At 61.6% G+C, this 22299-nt stretch carries 20 protein-coding genes; 8 read left to right on the forward strand and 12 right to left on the reverse strand.

Annotation, left to right across the window (positions count from 1 at the left end):
- Positions 1–18 precede the first annotated feature (18 nt).
- From C8K66_RS19390 to C8K66_RS19400, 3 genes are read left to right on the forward strand one after another with little or no spacing between them, the layout of a single operon-like run.
- Positions 19–954 carry an SMP-30/gluconolactonase/LRE family protein gene (locus C8K66_RS19390; RefSeq protein ID WP_108525681.1) on the forward strand — a complete coding sequence of 312 codons (936 nt, stop codon included), beginning with the start codon at positions 19–21 and terminating at the stop codon, positions 952–954.
- Positions 955–983: 29 nt separating this feature from the next.
- Positions 984–1793: a substrate-binding domain-containing protein gene (locus C8K66_RS19395; protein ID WP_046384067.1), complete on the forward strand. Its 810-nt coding sequence runs from the start codon at positions 984–986 to the stop codon at positions 1791–1793.
- A complete protein-coding gene (locus tag C8K66_RS19400; protein ID WP_046384068.1) occupies positions 1793–2680 on the forward strand; it encodes an alpha/beta fold hydrolase in 888 nt (295 codons plus the stop codon). The genes C8K66_RS19395 and C8K66_RS19400 overlap by 1 nt, the downstream gene beginning before the upstream one ends.
- Before the next feature lie 122 nt (positions 2681–2802).
- Here the strand turns inward: C8K66_RS19400 and C8K66_RS19405 are convergent, their stop codons facing one another.
- Positions 2803–3681 carry an alpha/beta fold hydrolase gene (locus tag C8K66_RS19405; protein WP_108525683.1) on the reverse strand — a complete coding sequence of 293 codons (879 nt, stop codon included), beginning with the start codon at positions 3679–3681 and terminating at the stop codon, positions 2803–2805.
- 256 nt (positions 3682–3937) lie between these two features.
- Here C8K66_RS19405 and C8K66_RS19410 point away from each other — a divergent pair, with 256 nt between their 5' ends.
- Positions 3938–5233, forward strand: coding sequence for an MFS transporter (locus C8K66_RS19410; RefSeq protein ID WP_046384070.1), 1296 nt, complete (start codon positions 3938–3940; stop codon positions 5231–5233).
- Between the two features lie 42 nt (positions 5234–5275).
- Here the strand turns inward: C8K66_RS19410 and C8K66_RS19415 are convergent, their stop codons facing one another.
- The 7 genes from C8K66_RS19415 to C8K66_RS19445 form a co-directional block, all read right to left on the reverse strand.
- Positions 5276–7345 (reverse strand): 3-hydroxyacyl-CoA dehydrogenase NAD-binding domain-containing protein, encoded by a 2070-nt coding sequence (locus C8K66_RS19415; protein ID WP_108525685.1) that lies wholly within the window; start codon positions 7343–7345, stop codon positions 5276–5278.
- A gap of 62 nt (positions 7346–7407) precedes the next feature.
- On the reverse strand, positions 7408–8655 hold the full coding sequence (locus C8K66_RS19420; protein WP_165933333.1) for an OprD family porin: 1248 nt from the start codon (positions 8653–8655) through the stop codon (positions 7408–7410).
- Between the two features lie 81 nt (positions 8656–8736).
- Positions 8737–9732, reverse strand: a complete 996-nt coding sequence (locus tag C8K66_RS19425) for an ABC transporter substrate-binding protein (RefSeq protein ID WP_046384072.1) — start codon at positions 9730–9732, stop codon at positions 8737–8739.
- Between the two features lie 36 nt (positions 9733–9768).
- Positions 9769–10536, reverse strand: coding sequence for an ABC transporter permease (locus C8K66_RS19430; RefSeq protein ID WP_046384073.1), 768 nt, complete (start codon positions 10534–10536; stop codon positions 9769–9771).
- Complete coding sequence (locus C8K66_RS19435) at positions 10533–11381, reverse strand: ABC transporter ATP-binding protein (RefSeq protein ID WP_108525689.1); 849 nt, start codon at positions 11379–11381, stop codon at positions 10533–10535. Before C8K66_RS19435 ends, C8K66_RS19430 begins: the two co-directional genes overlap by 4 nt.
- 179 nt (positions 11382–11560) lie before the next feature.
- Positions 11561–13648, reverse strand: coding sequence for an acetate--CoA ligase family protein (locus tag C8K66_RS19440; protein WP_108525691.1), 2088 nt, complete (start codon positions 13646–13648; stop codon positions 11561–11563).
- Between the two features lie 2 nt (positions 13649–13650).
- A complete protein-coding gene (locus tag C8K66_RS19445; protein ID WP_108525693.1) occupies positions 13651–14460 on the reverse strand; it encodes an enoyl-CoA hydratase/isomerase family protein in 810 nt (269 codons plus the stop codon).
- 119 nt (positions 14461–14579) lie between these two features.
- Here C8K66_RS19445 and C8K66_RS19450 point away from each other — a divergent pair, with 119 nt between their 5' ends.
- Positions 14580–15371, forward strand: a complete 792-nt coding sequence (locus C8K66_RS19450) for an IclR family transcriptional regulator (protein WP_046384076.1) — start codon at positions 14580–14582, stop codon at positions 15369–15371.
- Between the two features lie 26 nt (positions 15372–15397).
- Here C8K66_RS19450 and C8K66_RS19455 read toward each other — a convergent pair whose 3' ends face one another.
- Genes C8K66_RS19455 through C8K66_RS19470 form a run of 4 tightly spaced genes read right to left on the reverse strand, consistent with a single transcriptional unit; the run spans position 15398 to position 19224 of the window.
- Positions 15398–16246: an alpha/beta fold hydrolase gene (locus C8K66_RS19455; RefSeq protein WP_046384077.1), complete on the reverse strand. Its 849-nt coding sequence runs from the start codon at positions 16244–16246 to the stop codon at positions 15398–15400.
- A 34-nt stretch (positions 16247–16280) separates the two neighbouring features.
- Positions 16281–17573 (reverse strand): FAD-binding oxidoreductase, encoded by a 1293-nt coding sequence (locus tag C8K66_RS19460; protein WP_079443277.1) that lies wholly within the window; start codon positions 17571–17573, stop codon positions 16281–16283.
- A gap of 57 nt (positions 17574–17630) precedes the next feature.
- Complete coding sequence (locus C8K66_RS19465; RefSeq protein WP_017846980.1) at positions 17631–18053, reverse strand: RidA family protein; 423 nt, start codon at positions 18051–18053, stop codon at positions 17631–17633.
- A gap of 31 nt (positions 18054–18084) precedes the next feature.
- Positions 18085–19224, reverse strand: a complete 1140-nt coding sequence (locus C8K66_RS19470; protein WP_108525695.1) for a tyramine oxidase subunit B — start codon at positions 19222–19224, stop codon at positions 18085–18087.
- 185 nt (positions 19225–19409) lie between these two features.
- Here C8K66_RS19470 and C8K66_RS19475 point away from each other — a divergent pair, with 185 nt between their 5' ends.
- The 3 genes from C8K66_RS19475 (at position 19410) to C8K66_RS19485 (ending at position 22255) form a co-directional block, all read left to right on the forward strand.
- A complete protein-coding gene (locus tag C8K66_RS19475; RefSeq protein ID WP_026140022.1) occupies positions 19410–20237 on the forward strand; it encodes a helix-turn-helix domain-containing protein in 828 nt (275 codons plus the stop codon).
- Between the two features lie 189 nt (positions 20238–20426).
- Positions 20427–21155, forward strand: a complete 729-nt coding sequence (locus C8K66_RS19480; RefSeq protein ID WP_046384079.1) for a response regulator — start codon at positions 20427–20429, stop codon at positions 21153–21155.
- The gene (locus tag C8K66_RS19485; RefSeq protein ID WP_046384080.1) at positions 21152–22255 is read left to right on the forward strand and encodes an ATP-binding protein; all 1104 of its coding nucleotides are present in this window, start codon (positions 21152–21154) and stop codon (positions 22253–22255) included. The genes C8K66_RS19480 and C8K66_RS19485 overlap by 4 nt, the downstream gene beginning before the upstream one ends.
- Positions 22256–22299 lie beyond the last annotated feature (44 nt).

The following is a 22299-nucleotide window of genomic DNA, read 5'->3' on the forward strand; positions in this document are numbered from 1 at the left end:
CATTCAGGAGATCAAACGATGAACGAAATTACCTGGGTTCCCAGCTCCCGCGTGCCCGACCCGAGAGTTCGCGAATTGGACCCTCGATTTGCGCACTACCGCCTTGCCCATGCCAAGGTTGAGCGTCTCGGTACAGGCCTGCGCTGGGCGGAAGGCCCCGCCTGGTTCGCCGACGCGCGCTTCCTGCTGTTCACCGATCTGCCGAACGATCGCATCATGCGTTGGGACGAGACCACCGGCGGCTTGAGTGTCTTTCGCCAGCCCTCGAACCAGGCCAATGGCATGACGCGCGACCGTCAAGGACGCCTGCTCGTTTGCGAGCATGGCGGCCGGCGCGTCACCCGCACCGAATACGACGGCAGCATCAGCGTGCTGGCCGACAGCTTTGCAGGAAAGCCGCTGAATTCGCCGAATGACATCGTCGTGAAGTCGGACGACAGTATCTGGTTCACCGACCCACCGTTCGGCCTGATCAGCGACTACATGGGCCGGCAAGGCACCGCGCAACTGCCGGCCAACCTCTATCGCCTCGATGCGGACGGCAGCCTGCACTGCGTGGCCGAAGACCTCGACGGCCCGAACGGCCTGGCCTTCTCCCCGGATGAAAAGACCCTCTACCTGGTTGAGTCCAGGGCTCGCCCTCGGCGCATCGTCGCCTACAGCGTCGATGAGCAAGGCCAAGTCAGTCATCGGCGTGAGCTGATCGATGCCGGCAGCGGGTTGCCCGACGGGATACGCGTGGATGTGGACGGTAACCTCTGGTGCGGCTGGGCCACGCCTGAGCCCGGACTGGACGGTGTACGCATCTTCGCCCCTGATGGCACCGCGATTGGTCACATCGACCTGCCGGAGCGTTGCGCCAACCTGTGCTTCGGCGGCCCACGCGGGAATCGTCTGCTGATGGCGTCGACCACATCGTTGTACTCGTTATTCGTCAACACTCGCGGCGCTTGAAACAGGCGCCCATTGAAGAAGGCAGCACCATGAAAAAAACAAGATCTGCTCCGATACTGCTGTCCACCGGTTTGGTCAGCCTGCTCGGTTTTTCTCAATTGAGCCAAGCCGCTGAACTGAAGATCATTGCCAGTGGCGCACTGCGGGGTGCCATGGAACACCTTCAGCCGGCCTACGAAAAAGCCAGCGGCAATACCCTGAGTTTCAGTTGGGGACCTTCAATGGGCACATCGCCCGAATCCATTCCAGAACGCATCAGGCATAAAGAGCCGATGGACCTGGCGATCATGGCGGATGAAACCCTGGAACTGCTCTCGCCCACCGGCGCGTTTGATATGACCACCCGCCGCGAGATCGCCGACTCGCGCATCGGTGTCGGGGTGCCTCACGGCAAACCCAAGCCGGACGTATCAAGCGTCGCCGCGCTCACCTCGGCGTTGCTCAATGCCGACAAGATCGCTTACTCCCAAGGTGCCAGCGGCGTGTATATCCGTACCGAGCTGTTCCAGCGGTTGGGCATCAGCGACAAGATCAAAGGTAAAACCGTTGAGATCGCCGGCAAGGAACTGGTGGGCACGGCGCTGGCCAGAGGCGATGCGGACATCGGCATGCAGCAAATCAGCGAGTTGAAGGTCACCCCCGGCGTCGACTACCTGGGCCCGCTTCCCGAAGAGGTACAGAAAATCAGCCGGTTCTGCGCGACAGTCGCCCGCGAGACGCCTCATACACAACCTGCCCGTGAGTTCATTGCCTTCCTCAACAGCCCGGCCGCACGTCATCTGCTGACCGAAAGCGGCCTCGAACCGGCCAACAATCCAACGGCACAGGAGCGCAAATAATGAAAACCCTCTCGCGTATTCTGCTCGGCGCCACCTTTGGCCTCACTTGCGCCGTTGCGATGGCTGCTGGCACACCGATCAAGCAAACGCTGGTCAACTATGACAACGTGCAAATCGAGGTCAGCTCGCAAGGGAAAGGGCCGGTGATCGTGATGCTCCCTTCATTGGGGCGTTCGGCTCGCGATTATGACCAGGTCGCCCATTATCTTCAGGTGGATGGGTTCCGCGTTCTCAGGCCCGAGCCGCGTGGCATAGGGCAAAGCAAAGGGCCGATGGAAAACCTGTCGGTACACGACTTTGCCCGGGACGTCGCAGCAGTCGTCGAACATGAAAACACAGGCCCTGTCGTGGTGGTCGGTCACGCCTGGGGCAACTTCGCCGCGCGCATGCTCGCCGCCGATCGCCCTGACCTTGTCCGCGGTGTAGTGATGGCCGCGGCGTCTGCCGGCAAAGTGCCGCCGGGCTCGACGGAAAAACCGATCAATGCCGAGATGCGGCAGGCCATCGATGGTGCCGGCGACCTGTCGCTGCCCGAAGAGCAACGCCTGATCTACCTGCGCAAGGCCTTCTTTGCCCCCGGCAACGATCCTACTGTGTGGCTGGGCGGTTGGCACCAGGCCACCCACGATGCCGAGTCCCATGCACGCAACACCACACCGGTAGACGACTACTTCGCCGCCGGCAGTGCCCCGATTCTCGATCTGCAAGGTGAAGCGGACACGGTTGCCCCGCGGCGCTTCTCCGGCGTGCTCAAAAGCATGCTCGGTGACCGGGTCCAGGTCGTGGTCTTGAAAGATGCCGGACACGCCATGGCGCCTGAGCAACCCAAAGCGATGGCGGATGCCATCGCTGCGTTTGCCAAGGCCCAGTACGCCCGCAAGATGTAGTGCGCAATACACGCCGCGCAACAGATGAGGAATGCTCCGAACCGAAAGGTCCGGAGCATTTTTCCGTCAGGCCACGGCCAACGCATGCACCGCCCGTCAATCAAATCGGCGACAGACGCCGATCACTTGTCCGCATACACGCGTTTAGCGAAATCGGCGATGGCACTCGCCATTTCACGCGGCTGCTCGGGGGCCATGGCATGTCCGGCGTTGGCAATGGTTTTATGTTCGACCCGATCGCCGAGCATGGATTTAAGAATGTTCGGGATAACGACGGCGTCATGCTGCCCTTGCAGGTCGAGAATCGGCACGGTTGCGCCGGCTGACCAATAAAGATCCACGGGTGTGCTGTCCCGTGCATGGTCTTGAGCCTGGTGGGTCTTGTCGTACCATCCGCTCAGCCAGGCGCGCGGATCGTTGCCGGGGGCGAAGAACGCTTCCTTCAGATAGCTGATTCGCTGGGCTTCGGGTAACGCGTAATTGCCCGCGCCTTTGATCGCTTCGAGCATGCGGCCGTAGGGCTTTTCAGATGAACCGGCAGGCAACTTACCAATCGACGCGGCGGCCAATACAATCCCCTTGACCAGATCTGGACGATCGACCGCCAGCACACGCGCAGGTTGGCTTCCCCAGGCATGCCCGACCACCACCGCAGGCCCGGTGCTGGCTTTATCCATCACCAAGGCGACGTCGGCCGCAAAATCGTGCAGCGTCGGCGTATCCATGGGCGCCTTGCTGCCCTTGACACCGCGAGGCTCCGGACGGATCACGCGATAGCCGTCACCTACCAGGTAACGGGCCACTTCGTCATAGTCGTTCGCGCCACGGCCTTTTGAAGGCAGGATCACGATGACATGCCCCTTGCCCTGATCCAGCGCCTCAATGTGTACATTGCCTTTCTCGGCAACAATTGTTCTGACCATGTCGTCGGTATGTCCCGGCAAGCTATAGGCAACTAGCCCTGCCACTATGAGAGATTTAATCATCTTAGTGTATTGCATTACATGAGCCTTTTATTATTGTTTGGCACGCCAAACCGATGGGTGTGAGCCATCAGGTTTATGCACTTTCAAGAAAATAACCAATGCTGATGCGTCATGGTTTTCGATGCCTGTCGGGCATGGCAGGAATCCCCGCAAACACTGCCACGGCCCCATGCCCTGCGGTTATAGCGACCTATGGTTAAAAGGTGTTGGCGAGGATAAGAAGCGCGCCCCTATGCTTCCAGGTTCCTCACTACAACAATAATGGACGCGCATGAACATACTCACAGCAGGCGAAGTAACAAGACAGGAGGCGCTGGAATCGAGTGCCTGCCGTAAAGCCGCGATAAGGTTAATCCCACTGCTCGCCATCGCGTATTTCTTTAATTATCTCGACAGAACTAACGTCGGCTTTGCTTCACTGACAATGAATGAAGATTTGGGGCTCACTGCTTCCCAGTTCGGTTTTGCAGCCGGCATTTTTTATGTGGGCTATTGCTTGTTCGAGGTACCCAGCAATCTGGCGCTGTACCGCTTCGGTGCGCGGCGATGGCTCGCAAGAATCATGATTACCTGGGGGCTGTTCTCCGCCTCCACCGCGCTGGCCCAAGGGCCGCTCAGTTACGCCTTCATCCGCCTGCTGGCCGGTATCGCAGAAGCCGGGTTCTTTCCTGGCGTCATTTTCTTCTTGTCGCTGTGGTTTCCGATCCAATACAGGACGCGGGTCATGGCCTGGTTTCTGTTTGCCATCCCCGTCTCTTCCGTCCTCGGTGGGCCGCTCTCTGCCGCCATGCTCTCGATGGATGGTCTTTGGGGGTACCGGGGCTGGCAGTGGCTGTTGGTGCTACAAGGCCTTCCTGCATGTGTGCTCGGCGTACTGTGCTTGAAGTGCCTGGCCGACAGGCCCGCAGACGCCAAGTGGCTGACTGTGCACGAGCGCCAAGCGTTGCAGTCGGCACTCGACGCGGAACATGAGTCAAAGGGCGCGCACAGCTTTCGACAGTCCATCAACGACGTCAGGGTATGGCTGCTCGCCGCGATTCTGTTCAGCTACATCATCGGCATCCTGGGCATTGGCGTATGGTTGCCGCAAATCCTCAAAAGCCATGCGCTGACGACGACTCAGATCGGCTGGGTGTCGGCGATACCGTATCTGATTGCCAGCGTCGCGATGCTCGTGTGGGCGAAGGTGCTCGCGCGCAAAAGGCGGTATGTGCTCCACCTGGCCATTACCTGCGCCACCGGAGCGGCCGGGTTTATTTTCTCGGTGGTCTACAGCGACCTGATTCCGGCACTGATTGGCCTCACGGTGGCGTTGATCGGGTTGAGTTCGGTCCGCACGTGCTTCTACAGCATCCCCGCGACGTTTCTGAGCAAGCAAGCCGCGGCCGGTGGCATTGCGTTCATCAACGCCGTGGGTAGCCTCGGGGGGTTGGTCGGTCCTTACGCGGTCGGCTGGCTCAAAGACCTCACCCACTCATTCAACGCCGGCCTTATCGCAATGGCCGCGATGCTGTGTGTCGCGACGGTCCTGACGTTGATTCTGAGGCATGTGATCAAAGAAGCCTGACGCAATGCCCCGGCGGGCTCAACAACCCGCCGGGGCCGATCGTCAATGAGCGTGGAAGGTTTTGCGGCGCGTCATGAACGCCAAGAGTGCCTTTCCAGCTTCAGGGTTATAGCGCGTCAGCGCTTTTGCCACATAGCCCAGCCCCCTCTGGTCGGCATGGTAAGTCAACCCGCCCTTGTAGCGCGGAAAGCCATATCCATGAATCCACACCAGATCGATATCGCCAGGGTGCGCCACGATATCGTTGTCGATCAGCCAGGCGGCCTCGTTGATCATTGCAAACAAACAGCGCTCTTCGATTTCCTGATCGGTGATGTTCCGCGGCGTGATGTGCCATTGCTGCCGGTGCTGGTCCAACACCTCGGTCAACCAGGGGTCCGGCACGGCCTGGCGGCTGCCTGGCGCGTATCGATAAAACCCAACACCGGCTTTTTGGCCAAGACGGTCGGCGGCGTACAGTTTATCGACCCAATCGCAGCGCCGCTCACGCTCGTTCAACCGAGAAAGGCGCCCCTGGCGGTTGCGCCAGGCAACATCCACGCCGGCCAGATCACGCAGTTCAAAGGGGCCGATGGGGAAGCCGAAGGCACGCATCACACGGTCGACATCCTCGGGGGGCGCGCCCTCCTCCAACAGGAACATAGCTTCCCGCTCCCGCGCCGCCAACAGCCGATTGCCCACAAAACCGTCACACACCCCGACCGTTACCGCAACCTTGCCGAGCCGCTGCGCCAAAGCCAGCACCGCCGCCAGCACTGCCCGGTCGGTCTGGGTGGTACGCACCACCTCCAGCAGTTTCATCACCGGCGCGGGGCTGAAGAAATGCATGCCCAGGACCTGCTGTGGACGGCTGACGCCATCGGCGATGGCTTCGATGTCCAAGTAGGACGTGTTGGTCGCCAGAATGGCGTGCGGCTGACACAACCTGTCCAGTTGTTGAAACACCGCACGTTTTACCTGCAGGTCTTCAAACACCGCTTCGATGACCAGGTCGGCGTCCGCCACCGCGTCCATTGAGGTCGACGGCCGAATCAAGGCCCGGCAGTGTTGCGCAGCCTGGGCATCGAGCCGCCCTTTGAGCAGCGCGTCCCGGTAATAGTCGTCGATGTTTTTCACACCGCGTTGCAACGCGGCATCCTGCACGTCGATCAGGCTTACAACGAGGCCTGCATTGGCGATGCAGATGGCAATCCCGGCGCCCATGGTGCCTGAGCCAATCACCGCGACCTTTTGAATCGAGGGCGCGTGGCCATTGGCAGCGAGCTGACGCGTGCGGCTGGCCAAGGCGCGCTCAGTGAAAAACAGATGCCGCAACGCCTTGGCCTGGGCCGATTGTCGGCGCTCGATAAACAGCCTGCGCTCCACGGCCATGCCTTCGTCAAACGGCACGGTCAGGGCGGCCTTGATCGCCTCGAGGGCAGCCAGGGGCGCTTGTTGCCCGCGCATTTTTTTCATAACGCCGGCGACTTTCGCCTCGAATTCAGCGGCGTCATGTTCGGCAATCAGCCGATCTCGCGTTCGCCGCCAGAAGGGTTGGGCCACACTGAAGCGCCGTGCGTACTCAATCGCTGCGACGTGGACGTCGGTCGCCACGCAGTGATCGATCAGCCCGGCTGCGTGTGCCTGCGCCGCCGTCAGACGCTGCCCGGCAATGACCAGGTCGACGGCGATCAACGCGCCACACAGGCGAACCAAGCGCTGCGTGCCGCCGGCACCGGGGATCAAGCCCAGGCTGACCTCGGGCAGGCCAAGCACCGCAGACGCATCCGCGACCCGCAGATGACACGCCAACGCCAGCTCCAGCCCCCCGCCGAGCACGGAGCCGTGAAGCGCAGCAATCACCGGTTTGGGGCTGTTTTCAATGGTGTTCAGAACGTCCGGAAGGTGCGGCGCCATCAACGGCTGGTCGAACTCCTTGAGATCGGCTCCGGCCACAAACGTCGTGCCCTGGCAGGCGAGGACGATGGCGCGCACCGTGGGGTCGGCCTGAGCCTGTGCCAAACAGTCCGACAGTTGTTGCCGGACGCCTTGGGACAACGCGTTCACCGGCGGGTTATGGATGACGATGACACCAATGCCATCAGCTGAATTCAAACTGACCAAGGATTCCATGAGCGTTACCTGAGTGATGCGACCGTCGCCTGGTAACGATCCTTCGTCACCAGGCGGAAGGGTCACAGGAAGGAAATGGGATAGCTGAGGATCACCCGCGTGTCGTTGGCATTACGGGAGAAGTCCGAGCGGTACACCGCGTTGCGCAGGCGTATGTCCAAGGCCTTGAGCGGCCCGCTCTGCACCCGATACTGCAGTTCGACATCCAGCTCACGCTCGCGGCCGGAGTCGGTCGTGCGCAGCTCTGCGTCGGAGCCCTTGATGTAGCGGGTCATGAAGGTCATCCCCGGCAAGCCCCACGACGCCAGGTCGCGCGCATAACGCACTTGCCATGAGCGTTCGCCCTTCTCGGCAAAGTCGCCCACCTGCACGAAGTTGACCAGGTAAGGGTCGGTACCGTCGACGTAGGGAAACGCCGAATCCCCGTGCATGGCTTGATACCCCAGGCTGAATGCGTTGCCCCGCCATTCATAGGTAGCCAGCCCGCTGAACGCACGATTGTCCACCTGCCCGGCGCGCGCTTGCCCCTGATCGTCGCTGACAAACAGGCGCAGATCCGCCTTGAACTTACCCTCACCGACGTCGTGGGTACTGTTGAAACCGAGATAGTGCTGCTGATAGACATCCTCCAGTCGTCCGACCTGATAGGTCAGCTGGAAATGCTTCCAGCGGTAAGCGGCACCCGCCAACTCGAAGTTGCCGCCGTCAAGCGCGCCGGAAAAGCGCCGATTCTTGTTATTGATCGACAACCCTCGCGCACCGGTGACATCGCGATCGGTGACCTGATCAAGGTGCCCCCCGATCAGCTCCAGGCCATTCCACTCCCGGGACTCGATCATGCCTCCGCGAAACGTTTGCGGGAGCAAGCGTCCGAAGTTCGCTTGCAGCGTCGGCAGCTTGGGCATCAAGGTGCCGACCTTCAGTTCGGTTTTGGACACGCGCATTTTCGCGGTCAACCCGGCCTTGGAATACTCGCCCGGGGCGCTGCCGTCATCGCGAACCGGCAGTAACCCCGTGCCGGTTCGATCCGGACTCGAATCGAGTTTCAGGCCCACCATGGCGATCGCATCCAGGCCAAACCCGACGACGCCGGGCGTGTAACCCGACTGTGCGCGCAGAATGAAGCCCTGCGCCCATTCATCGCGTTTTGATGGGCCGCTGCCGTCGCGAAAATCGCGGTTCATGTAGAAGTTGCGCATTTCCAGGTCGACCTTGGAGTCGGCGAAGAAGTCGGCTGCCTGGGCGGTGGCCAGGCAGGGCCCGACGGCAACCATCACGCCCCACGATATGCTTGTTTTTTTATTATTCATGAGAAAATCCGGGCGGTACGCAGCCACACCGCGCTCGTTCGAGATCGGTGGGCCGCTACATCCATCAGGTGAGAGGGGGTGTCAGTGCATCGCGGTCATGTAGTCGCCGGCCTTGCCGGGAATCGATTGACCTTGGACTTTGCCGAGAAACGCAATCGCCCGGGCGACGTCTTCCTCGCTCAGATAAGGCGTTTGAGGAAATGAGTGTTTGTTGGAGGCCCAGGCCGCCGCGTACACGTTATCCGGCGTGCCTTCAAAGCGCGCGCGCACCAGTTTCATGGCTTGCTCAGGGTGCTCGTTGATCAGCGTCGTCGCTTGCGCCAGCGCGTCCAGGAATGTCTTCACCGTCTGCGGGTTTTCATCGGCCCATTGCTTGCGCGCACTCAAGGCGATGGAGGGATAACCATCAAGCTCCTTGACCTGCCCTTCGGCCATATCCAACAGGGTGAAACCTTTGTGTTCGATAATGGCGCTGTCCGAGGTCGGAGAGGACAGTGCGAACCCGTCGATACGTTCCTGGGCGAATGCCGTCAGAATGGCGCTGGCACTGTTCAGGTATAACAACGTGAAGTCCTTTTCTGCCGAAAGGCCGCCTTTTTCACCGAGAAACCGCACCAGGAAATCAGCACTGCCGCCCGCGCCGCTGACCGCAATCTTCAAGCCCTTCATCGCTTTCAGCCGCTGCTCCATCGGCGTTTGCGCGGTCAGGCCCAGTTGGTCGGCTTTCTTCTGGCTGATCACCACGTTGCTTGCGTACTGCCCCACCAGCCGGCCCAGCAGGGTCAAGTCGGCGCCCTTCAATTTCGCGTTGATCGAGTTCTGGATCGCACAGGAACAGAACTCGACGGTTCGACTGGCCAGGCCCGAGGTCGCGGCACCGCCGCCCTTGAACTTGACGAGTTCGACATTCATCCCCTGCTTCTTGAAATAGCCGCCATCCACCGCCACGAACAGCGGCATATGCACGAACCCATCGGTGCCCAGGGCAACTTTTATATCCTGCGCATAAGCGCCAGTGGCGCCAGCCAGCAACGAAGCGACAAGGCCCGCCTTTGCGATCAGTTTTTTAATAGACATGCGTACACCTGTATTTTCTTGTGAGTTATGAACAGGTCAAACCGAAGCTTCACGATCACCCAGATCTTTTTTCCATGGCATCAGGCGTGTCTCGACCATACGCACGATCGCTTGCAGCAGCAGCGCCAGAGCGATGATGGCGACCAACGCGGCGAACACCCCAGCGGTGTCCAACTGCCCCGCCGCATCTTGCAGCAGATAGCCGAGCCCACGATTGGACGCCATGATTTCGCCGACGATGGCCCCGATCAGCGCGTAAGGCACCGAGAGCTTGAGCCCGGTGAATACCCATTGGATGGCCGAAGGGAACACCACCTTGGTGATCAAGTGATGCTCGCGTGCGCCCATCAAGCGCAGGATCTCCAGCTGCTCGCGGTCGACCGCTCGCACGCCGCTGTAGGTGTTGAGGAAGACAAGGAAGAACACGATGGTGGCGGTCAGGATGATCTTCATCTCGATCCCGATGCCAAACCACATGATGAACAGCGGGGCCAGGGCCACTTTCGGCAAGCTATAGATCGACACCAGGATCGGATCGAGCAGCTTGGCCAGCAATTCGTTACGGCCCAACAGCAACCCCACCCCGATCCCGACCGTCGCCCCGAGCACGAAGCCGGCAAGGGTTTCCACCACCGTGATCCCACCATGGGAAAACAGCCTTCCGCTGATCACCAGCTCGTAGAACTTGCCGGCGATTTCACTGGGAGAACTGACGAAAAAGGGATCGATCAACGGCCCCGATGACAGCTCCCACGTGGCGAACAGTGTGATGAAGATCGCCAGACGTCCAAGGAATATATTCATGCTCGGTTACCCTCCGCTGCATCGTTCAAAGACGGGGTCATGAAGTCCCACAAATCGCCGCAAAGCTGGTGGTACCTGGGGTCCTTGCGCAGTTGGAGAATGTTGCGCTCCTCGCCCAGCGGGATCGGCACGTCCTTGACAATGGTGCCGGGCCGGCCGGCGAAGATCAGGCAGCGATCCCCCAGGGCGACGGCTTCATCCAAGTCGTGAGTCACGAAGATCACGGTCTTGTTCAAGCGCCGGCTGAGCCGAATCAGCTCGGTCTGCATACGCATGCGCAGTTGCGCATCCAATGCCGCGAAAGGCTCGTCCATCAGCAGCGTTTCCGGGTCATAGGCGAGCAGGCGGGCCAGCGCCGCACGTTTGCGCATGCCGCCGGACAGTTGGCTGGGGTAGGATTTTTCGAAGCCTTCAAGACCGACCAGTTTGATCAGTTCCTGAATACGCTCGCGCCGTTGCACCTTGGGCATGCCTTGGATTTCCAGGGGCACGGCAATGTTGCCGACCACATCGCGCCAGGGCAGCAAGTGGTCGCTCTGGGTCATGTAGCCGGTACGGCCATTGACCCCGCATACGGCTTTGCCGTTGTAGACCACCTGCCCTTCGGTGGGCGCGAACAGCCCCGCGACCATGTTCAGCAGTGTGGATTTACCACACCCCGATGGCCCGACCACGGTGACCACTTCACCCTTCTCGATCGACAGGTTGATGCTGTGGGATGCCTGTTTGGCCACGCCCTTGACCGTGAAGGATTTGGAAACACCGATAAATTGGATCAGCGCCGACGCGCGCTCATCCCGTTCCGCGCCAGCTGGCGTGGTGATGGCTTTTAATGCGACAGGCATGATGGGCTCCTTCTCTGAAAATGCAGGTTGCCCAGAGGGAGCCGTTGGTTCGATGTGCAGTTGAGTACGTTCATAGCGACCTACTTGTTTTTATGAGTCGTTGATGAAGCTGTCTTGATTATGAAACCGGGGCTGTGAGGGTCAATCCACCTATTCCACAGAGTGGAACAGGTGCTGCCTCACGCCAGCAGCGCCAGGCCATCCACCGCCCTGACACCCTGCCCTTGCGCGAACACGCGCAAAGGGTTGATTTCGGCTTCGTGGAGCTTGGTGCCCAAGGTCGTTGCCATATCGGCGAAGGCCATGATGCAGTCGACAAGCGCACCGATATCCGCCTTGGGGGCGCCGCGATAGCCGTCGAGCAGGGCAAAGGTTTTCAGTTCTCTGAGCATTGCCTGCGCGTCGTTGCGGCTGATCGGCAGCAGCCTCATGCTGGTGTCCCGCAGCAGTTCGGCGCTGACACCGCCCATCCCCAGTAGCAACGCAGGCCCCAGTTGCGGGTCTCGATGGAAGCCCAGGATCAGCTCGTGGCCGCCGCTGACCATCTCCTGAACCAGAAAGCGCTCGGGGACAAAACCCACCTTGTCCGCGACCACGCCGCGCATGTGTTCCAGCGCCTGGCCAATGGTGTGTTCGGTAAGACCGAGCGCGACGCCGCCCACTTCGGTTTTGTGGGGAATGCGCTCGGAGAGCACCTTCAGCACAACCTTGGGGCCGAGCGCACGAGCGGCGTCTATTGCCTGGCTCGTATGCTCAACCGCCCGTTCGCGGGTGACCGGCACGCCAAAGCGGCTGAACAGCGCCTTGCTGTGCCGTTCATCCAGGGTGCCGCTCGGCAATTGCTCAACTTCCGTCGCGGTCATGGCTTGATTGCGCGCTTGCGTCGGCGCCGCGCACGGCTCGACAGCGCTGTGGCCTTTCAAGGCCAGCAACGCACTGGCACACGCCTCAGGCGCGGTAAAGGCGATGCCTTGGTTGCTGTTGATGCGCAGCAAGGCTTGCGGTGCATAAGGACTGACATAGGCGAGGACCGGCTTGCAGCTGTCGCGCTGACTGTCGCGGATTGCATCCGCCATCAATGTCGGGCGGGCGACGCCGGACGACCCCACCACGCTGATGACCGCGTCGTAGTCCGTGCTTTCCAGCAGGATGCACATGGCCTGCTGCATGATATGCGGCTGCAGGCCGGCCAGCGTCAGGTCGATGGGGTTGCGATCCAGCACGGCCTGGTCGCCGATGTCGAGATCGCGCAAACGCGCGGCGGTGGCCTCGCCCGGCGGTGGGGTGTCGAACCCGCTGGCGCCCAGGGCATCTGCGATCAGCGTACCGGCGCCGCCTGTGGAGGTCAGAATCGCCACACGATTGCCCGCCATCGTGCGCCGGCTGGCCAGTGCGAAAGGCAGGTCGAGCAAGTCGGCAAAGGTCTGGGCCCGAACAATGCCCAATTGTTTGAAGTAGACATCGTAGAGCGCGTCGGCACCGGCCAGGGCGCCGGTATGGGACGCCGCCGAGCGGGCACCGGCCTCGGAACGTCCGACCTTGAAGACGACGATCGGTTTGCCGGCAGCGCGCGCCTTGAGCGCGGCACGGCTGAACTTGGCCGTGTCGCGAAGCCCTTCCAGATACAGGGCGATAACGTCGGTTGCCGCGTCATCCACCAGGTAATCGACGAAATCGGCGACGTCCAGATCGACCTCGTTGCTGGTTGCCACCAGCTTTGAAAAGCCAATGCCGGCAGCCGCGCCACGGGACAGGATAGAGCCGAGAATCCCGCCACTTTGCGAAATCACCGCGATATTGCCGGCCCGCAACGCCTCCTGATCAAGTGCGCCGCTGGCAGACAGGGTGATGCCTTGAGTGAGGTTGATCAGGCCGATGGTGTTCGGCCCCAGCACGCGCATGTTGCCTCGCGCGGCTTGCAAGGCTTGCTGGCGCGCGATGCCCTCCTCGCCGGCTTCGCCATAACCACCGGCAAGCACGATGGCCGCCGGCGTGCCCATGGCCGCCAATTCGGCCACGGCCTGGTTGGCGCGTTCGGGGCCGAGCAGGATGATGGCGGCGTCCGGCACTTCCGGCAATGCGGCGATGTTGGGATAGCACGTCAATCCATCGATCTCGGCGTAGCGTGGATTGACCGGGTACAAGCGGCCGGCGAAGCCATGTTTACGCAAGAACGCGATGGGCCTGCCGGAGGTTTTTTGCGCGTCCCCGGAGGCGCCGATCACGGCGACACTGCGCGGGTTCATCAGGCGGGAAATGCTGTCCATGCTCACCCCCTCTTCGCCTTGGCCGCCAGAAAAGCGGCGACCGATGCCTGGTGCTCGGCGGAGGTGTAGCAGATGCCCTGGGCCTGGCTGCCCATGGCCAATACCTGGGCCTGGGTGAGTTCGAAGCTGTTGTTCAGGATGGATTTGCTCAAGGCCAGCGCAGTGGCCGAGCCGGCGGATAACTCAAGGGCCCAGCGCCGAGCCTCCACAAGCAGGTCGTCATGCGCCACCAGCCGGTCCACCAGGCCGATCGCCAAACCTTCTTCAGGCTGCACGGTGCGCCCGGTATAGATCAGCTCCTTGGCCTTGGGCAGCCCGACGCGACGCGGCAGCAGATACAAGCCACCGCCGTCGGGAATCAGGCCCCGTGCGATGTAGCTCATCGCATAACTGGCTTGCCGCGAGGACACCACGAAATCGCAGCTCAACGCCAGGTCGCACCCCAGGCCCGTGGCGGCGCCGTTGACCGCGGCGAGCGTCGGCTTGGGCAGGTTGAGCAACAGGGACACCGCATGATGCACGCGCTGCTGGCGCTTCCAACCGTTGTAGGCCACCTCGCCCGCCGGCGCATTCATGCGCTTTTCCATGCCTTTGATGTCGCCTCCGGCGCAGAAGCCCTTGCCGGTGCCGGTGATGATGAGTGCGCGAATCGCGCGGTTCGCGGCGACCTCCTCCAGCAGCTCGATCATCTGGCTGCGCATCTCGTCGCTGATCGCATTACGCGCCTCGGGGCGGTTGAGCGTGAGCACGGCGATACCGTCGTCATCAACGGTCATGTGGATCGGCGAAGTAACACTTTGCAACATCGTCATGGGGAATCTCTCTCTTGTTGTTGGCATGGCAGCGGCCCAAACTGAAAGGCCTTGCGCTGATCCGAGTCTATGGAGCTCCCCATGATTAACAATCCGCCAATTCCACTGGGTGGAACACGATGAGAGAGGATGACGGCCTGGACAGACCCGGTGCGGGCAAGGCGCCCCTCAACCGCTCGCTTGAGCGGGGCCTCGAGATTCTGCGGGCCTTTCGCGCGGGCACCGAGTACCTGGGGAATGGCGATATCAGCGAGCGCACGGGTTTGTCCAAGTCGACCATCAGTCGCTTGACCCAGACGCTGATTCACAGCGGGATGCTGGTGTACGACGGCCAGCGCAGCGCCTATCGCCTCGCGCCCGCCACGCTTTGCTTGGGCAACGCCATGTACAACAGCAGTTCACTGATTCAGCGCGCTGCGCCACTGATGCGCGAGGCGGCTCATGCACTCCGGGTGAATGTCGGGTTGGCCGCCGCCGACCGCGATGAAATGATTTACCTGGAGTCGATCCGCCTGAGTCGCAAGAACACGCCACGCACCGTACAAACCGGGCAACGGGTACCCATGGAGTTCACCTCGCTGGGACGCGCTTACCTGGCGACGATTCCAACGCAGAAACAGCAAGCGCTGCTGGCGCTGTTCAAGGCCAGGCGCTGCGACGCCAGATGGGAGGGGTTGGCGGCCGAGATCGCCGAGGCCGATGAAAGCATCCGCCTTCGCGGGTATTGCGCGGCGTCCTGGCAGGCCGAGGTGGTGGCTATTTCGACCCCACTCGGCATACGCAATTATCAGGACCACATTTTGAATATCAGCGTGTCGACCCCGCAGCCGATCGAAGCGGTGGTCGCGCAGTATGCCGCGCCGTTGCTGGCGCTGGCGGACAAGATCCGCGCCAGTCTCGATGCGGCGTAAACGTCAGTGCCGGTGCGCGCTTGCCTTCATGGGCTGGGAGTCGTGAGGCTGGCGAGAAAGTCAGCGACCAGCCGGTTGAACGTCTCGCCCTGATCGTCGTGGACATAGTGACTGGCGTGCGCGACTTCCACCGTCTGCACCTGCCGATTGCTGTCACGCATCGCCTGCAGCGTCGCGGTGGGCAGGAAGTCCGAACGCCCGCCACGAATGAACAGGGTCGGGCAGTCCAAGGCCCGCACCGCCGGCCACAGGTCGGTCGGCTCGATGCTCAGGCGCGCCTCGGCGATGCCTTGCTGATCGTGCCGCCAGCTGATCAGCCCTTCGTGCTCTTTCATCGAATGCGCCAGCCTGGAAGCGAGGCCCTGCTCCGACAAGCCCGGGCGCGACGCCTGCCAGAAAGCGCGGGCGCTCGCCCAGCTGTCGAAGTGCAACGGCGTCTGGCTCATTTCACGGCGAATACGCGCCGCGCCGTCGCCCTGGCTCGAAGAGCCGGGACCGATGTCTTCGATGATCAGCCCGTGCAAACGCCCTGGGTTTTGCCGCGCATATTCAAGGGCATTGGCGCCACCCAGCGAATGCCCCAGCAACACGAAGCGTTGCAAACCGAGGTGGGCGACGAAGTCCTCCACATCCTCCACATAAGATTGCGTGTGGTAGCTGCTCGGCGTGGCCCAATCGCTCAACCCGCGACCGCGCTGGTCCAGGGCGTAAACGCAGTAACCGGGGCCCAACGCCTGCACCAGCGACTCCCAGGTCTGCGCATAGGCCCGCAAGCCGTGCAGCAGAACCAGAGGCACGCCGCTCGGCGCGCCCCATTGCAGAAAATGCAGGCGCAAGCCTGTGCGATTAGTAAAAAAACAGCTGGCAGGCGACATCGTTGTGCTCCATGAAGGCTGGGCTTGGGCCGGCTTAGAAACGATCGAAACGATACGGGCTCGGATCGATGATCGGGGTATCCCCGCTGACGATATCCGCCGCCAGATGGCCGGCCGCCGGCGAGGTACCGAAACCGTGCCCCGAGAAACCGGTGGCGACGGTCAACCCGGGAATTTGCGCGACCGGCCCAATCACCGGGTTCGAGTCCGGCGTCACGTCGATGGTGCCCGCCCAGGCCTGGGCGATCCGCGCCTGCTCGAATACCGGCCAGGCGGCCTTGAGGTTGTTCATCGCATCGTTGTTGAGCCGCGGGTTGGCGGCCGGGTCCTGCACCCGCACCCGTTCGAACGGGCTGATACTGTCGGCCGACCAACGCCGGGCCAGCGCCAGGTCGTTAAAGAAATACTTGCCCAGCGACACGTTCAACACGCTGCGCTGCGCGCGAAACTGCGGCATGTATTGCTTGGCGAGCAACAGGTGATCGAGGGTCAGGTAGGCGTCCAATTTGCCGCGTTGGGTAATGATGAAACCGCCGTCCTTATGCTTGCGAAAGGAAAAGTCCGGCGCGCCTACGGCGATTTCCGTAGGCCCATCCATCGGATGCGTGCGCAGCACCGAACAGGTCAAGGCCAAGGTCGGCAACGCCACGCCGAGGTTGCCCAAAAAGCGCCGCGACCACATCCCCCCGGCCAGCAATACCTGATCGCAGCGAATCTCACCCTTTTCAGTGACCACCCCACTGACCTTGCCGGCGGACATCTGCAGTGTACGCACCGCACACTGCTCGATGATCACCACGCCCTTGGCCATGGCCGCCTTGGCGATCGCACTGCTGGCCAGGGTCGGCTCGGCCCGCGCATCGGATGGCGTAAAGATACCGCCGGCCCAGTCAGCCACGCCTCCCGGCACCCGTTGCGCGATCTCGCGCTGGCTCAGCAACCGCGAGTCGAGGGACAGATGTTCGACCGATTTCAGCCAGCTTTCATGCATCGCCATCTGCGCCTCGTTGCGGCCCAGGAACATGATGCCCTCTTGCCGATACCCGACGTCGGCGCCGACCCGCTCAGGCATCTGCGCCCACAAGCGATCTGCGGCGAGGGCCAAGGGGATATCGGCGGCGTGCCGGCTGGTCTTGCGCACCCAGCCGAGGTTGCGTGAGGACTGTTCGCCGGCGATACGGCCTTTTTCCAGCACCACCACCGCGATATTGCGTTCGGCCAATGTCAGCGCAGCCGTCAAGCCGATGATCCCGCCGCCAATGATGACGACGGACGTCGCGAAGGGGAACGTGGTTGACGTGTTCACGGGCGCTATAGTCGGGGCCATGATCAAGACTCTGTGAGCGATTGAGGTCGGCCGCGCAAGCGCACGGCCGCGTAGCGGTCATTGCGACAGGCGGATGACTTCGACCTGCGCCTTGGAGGCGTTGCGATAGGCCGTCACTTCCAGTTCCACCTTGTAGACCGTCGAGCCCAACGGCGGGCAGGTCACGGTACTGGCCGGATCGACACCGCGAAACTTCTCGCCGATCAGGCCCATGACCGCCGGAACGTCCTTGGGGTCCTGGATGAACACCCGCGAGCACACCACATCGGCCAGGCTGGCGTCGACGGCGGCGAGGGCCGTTTCGATGTTGGCGAATACCTGATGCGTCTGTTCGAGGATGTCCTCGGGGATCAACTTGGTTTGAGGGTTGCGGCCTGCGGTATTGGAGACATAGATCCAGTTGTCCACCACCACCAGGCGTGAATAGCTGGCTTGGTCTTCAAACGGGGAACCGGTCTTGAGCTTGATGATTTTGGTCATGTCGTTGCCTCTTCAGATGGATAAGGGTGGCTTAGCGCAACGCGGGGGTTTCCCACAGATTCAGTTTCACGCCGATGCCTTTTGCGATGGCATTGCGATACACCACCGTGCCCCAGGCCACGTCTTCCACGGGCATGCCGCCCACCGACATGATGATGATCTCTTCGTCGTTCCGGCGGCCCTGGGCATCGCCGGCAACGATCTTGCCGATGTCTTCGAGCTCGTCGCGCTGCATCTTGCCTTCGGCGATCATGTCCATGAACCGCACACCGATCACCGGCACGCAGTGGTGCGCGGGCTTGGGCAACTCTTCGAACCAGGCTTCATAGAGGCCGGTGTTATCCAGCACCTTGCGCACCTCGGAGCTCTCCATGCCTTCATCCAGGGAGCAGGACGCCGGCATCGCCATGAAGGCGCCCGGTTTGACCCACTCACGCTTAATGATTGGGTAGTTCGAGGGGTCGCCGACCTCACCGGAGCTACAATAAGTAACAAGGTCGGCGTCGCGGACCACATCTTCGAGGGTGTCGACGACTTTTATCGTGGTCACCTGTGGGTAGGTTTGCTTTACCCAGGCAATAAAATCGTTGAGGCTTTTCTCGCCGCGTCCCTTGATCTTCAAGGTATCGATCTGCGGGCACACCGCGATGAAAGCGGCCAGCGTGGTCTTGCCCATCACCCCCGGGCCCAGCAGGCCGACGACTTTGGCATCCTTGCGGGCCAGGTGGCGCGCGCCCACGCCGGGAATCGCGCCGGTGCGATACGCCGACAGCAGGTTGGCCGACATGTGCGCCAGCGGTGCGCCCGTGTCGGGGTCGTTGAGCGTGAACATCAGGATCGAGCGCGGCAGGCCTTTGTCGCGGTTGGCGATATTGGAGCCGTACCACTTCACGCCGGCGGTGCAGAAGTTGCCGCCCAGGTAGGCCGGCATCGCCATCATGCGTCGGTCAGCGGTGGGTTTGGGCATGTTCGGGAATGGTGATTCCTTGGGGAAAATCACCATCGCGCCGTGGGAATCGTTGTTCGGGCCCGCCATGCGGTAGTCGCCGATATACAGCAGGCCGAACATCTCTTCCATGGTGTCGACACAGGCAAGCATGTCGGTGACGCCAGCGCGGATCATGTCCTGCTCGGACAGGTAGATGAAGTCTATTTTTGTAGTCGTGGACATAATTATTCTCGGGCTGAAGGTGATATCGCTGCGGTAGGCGCGGCTCCCACGCTGTCGAGTCCGAGTATCGGGCTGGGCTTATCGGCGGTATTGTAAATTTCGGACATCGGCGCTTGCCGCGGGCACCTGAGTTGGCGCGATAAATGCCTGAATATTCGCGCATATTGCCAATCGAAGGTTCCGTCATGGTCAACCTGTGTGCGCCGAGGCCGCGGCACCCAACCGCCTACGAACAGCCCTGGTTCGTACTCAACTCATCGCGGTATTCGGTGATGCCTTCCGAACACCCGGCGATCTCGCATTTCTATGCCTTCGATGTCGCCCAATCGACCGATGTGCTGGCGGTGCCGGATGGCTGCGTGGACATCGTTTTCGACTGCGATGCCACACGTCCCACCGTGCGGATCTGCGGCACGCCGCTGGAGGCGCAGCGCGTCGAACTGCACCAGCATCATCACTACTTTGGCGTGCGCTTTTCACCGGGGGTCATTCCAGGCTTCATCAATGTGCTGGCCGCGGACCTGACCGAACAGGAGCTGGATCTGCTCAAGGTCTCGGGGTTTGCCCAGCGCATGTTCGAGAACATCGTGCAAACCCCACGGCTGGAAGAGCAGATGAGGCTGTTCAATGACTACCTGGCCCCGCGCCTGATGGGCAGGACCTCGAAACTGACGGCGATGGTGATTCAACAGGCCCTGGTGCATCGCGGTGACCTGCGCATTCAGCAGCTTGAAGACCTCAGCGGCTACACCAGCCGCACCATCCATCGCCAGTTCAGCCAGGACACCGGCATGTCGCCGAAGATCTTTTGCCGCATCATTCGCTGCCAGGCGGCCCTGGAAACATTGAATACCCAGCACGATGTATCCTTCTCGGAACTGGCGCTGGACCTGGGCTTCTCCGATCAGTCACACTTCCTGCGCGACTTCAAGAAGCTGGTCAGTACGACGCCCTGTGACTACCAGCGCAAGATTGTGCAGAACGCCTACAGCGACCGCATCAGCTTCGCCTGAACGCGCCGCATCAGGCAGCGTTCACCCCCCTCCCCCGCGCGACGAAAAATAAACCTGCGTCTCCATCATTTCTCCATAAAACCTACGCTGAAAGTGCATGCTTGCCGTGCATCATCCAACCCGTTGCCAGAAAACCGCGCGCCGTTGCAGCATGGCCCGGTAGCACAGGGCACATCGACCGAGCAGAACATGACCGAATCACTCGTTGCATCAACCGCTAATCAGGCACTGATCCTGATCGCCGAAGACGAACCGGAAATCGCCGACATCCTCACGGCCTATCTCAAACGCGCCGGCTTTCAAACCGCGCATGCGCAGGATGGCCGTCGCGCACTCGAACTGCATCAAACGCTCAAGCCCGACCTGGTGCTGCTCGATGTACTGATGCCGAAACTGGATGGCTGGATGGTACTGGCGGAGGTTCGTCACCGCGGCAACACGCCGGTCATCATGCTGACCGCACAGGACCAGGACGTGGACAAACTCATGGGGCTGCGTATTGGCGCCGACGATTACATCGTCAAGCCGTTCAACCCGGCCGAGGTCGTCGCCAGAACCCAGGCGGTGCTGCGCCGCTGCATCGACAATGGCTATTTGACGGGGCGCAGCGTGCTGCGCGTGGACGCCTTCGAAATCGACATCGACAACCATGACGTGAGCGTCAGCATCGATGGGCAGAAACACCCATTGAACCTGACCGTGACCGAATTCAAGTTACTCGCGCAATTGGCAAAGGCGCCCCGGCGCGTGTTCAGCCGCGCCGAGTTGCTGGCCCTCTGTTCGCCCGAGAGCGACAGCCTGGAGCGCACGGTCGACAGCCATATCAGCAAATTACGCAGGAAAATCGAGGACCTCGGACTGCAAGGCGTACCGGCCAGTATCCGCGGGGTCGGCTACCGGTTCGGGAGCCTGCCATGAAAGGCGCCAACAGCTTGAGTCGGCAGATTATCCTGTCGATGTCGGCCGTGGTCCTGTGTGTGATAACCCTGGCGATTGTCGGGACCTATGTCTTTTATGGGCTGCTGTGGTCGTTTGCTCCGCTGAGCGACGCGGAAATGGATGAGTGGCTGCCCAGCGGCATGGAGTGGGCCTGGATGAGCCTGATCACCTGCGTCAGCCTGGGCGTCGGCGTCGCAGCGGCGATCAAGTTGTCCCGGCGCATTCTGATGCCCTTGAACTCGGTGGCGGCCAGCCTGCGCAGGCTGGCCGATGGCGACCTGGATGCCCGCGCAGTGGCGCCGGATCAATCCTTGGGCGAAGCCGCCTTATTAGTGGATGACTTCAACAGCATGGCCAACCGATTGAAACGCATGGCCGAAGAACAGGCGTTCTGGAACGCAGCGATCGCCCATGAGTTGCGCACGCCGCTGACCATCTTGCGCGGCCGCCTGCAGGGGCTGGCCGAAGGTGTGTTCGAGCCGGACACCGCGCAGTTCTACAGCCTGCTGACGCAAGTGGAAGGGTTGACGCGCCTGGTTGAAGACCTGCGCGTGGTCGGCCTGGGAGACAGCGGCTACCTCAAGCTCGAACCCGACTACGCCGACCTGGCCGCCGACCTGGAAGCCGAAGCACGGTTGTTCGAATCGAGCCTGCGCAGCGCCGGCTTCGTGCTGCACCTGGACCTGCTCAAAGGCCCGATACGCTGTGACCGCGCGCGGATTCGCCAGGCGTTGCTGGCGCTGCTGGACAACATCCGCCGGCATGCGACGCCGGGCAACGTCTGGGTGCAACTCGGCAGCCAACGCTCGCGCAACTTCCTGAGAGTCACGGATGAAGGGCCGGGGGTGGACGATGCGTTCGCGACGCATATTTTCGATGCGTTCCAGCGCGGCGAAAGTTCTCGCTCCCGTGCCCAGGGAGGCAGTGGGCTGGGCCTGGCCGTGGTGCGCGCGATTGCCATCGCCCATGGCGGCACGGTGAGCTGTCGGACATCGATTAATGGCGGCACCGTGTTTGAACTCAGTTGGCCAACAACAACGCAAAGCCTGGATACCTACACGGAGTCTACTGAGGTGTAACTGCATATAACGCCAAACCCGCTTGAATATTCAAACCGACAAAG

The organism is Pseudomonas sp. GV105 (assembly GCF_003058185.1).
In the GTDB taxonomy this organism is placed as follows: domain Bacteria; phylum Pseudomonadota; class Gammaproteobacteria; order Pseudomonadales; family Pseudomonadaceae; genus Aquipseudomonas; species Aquipseudomonas veronii.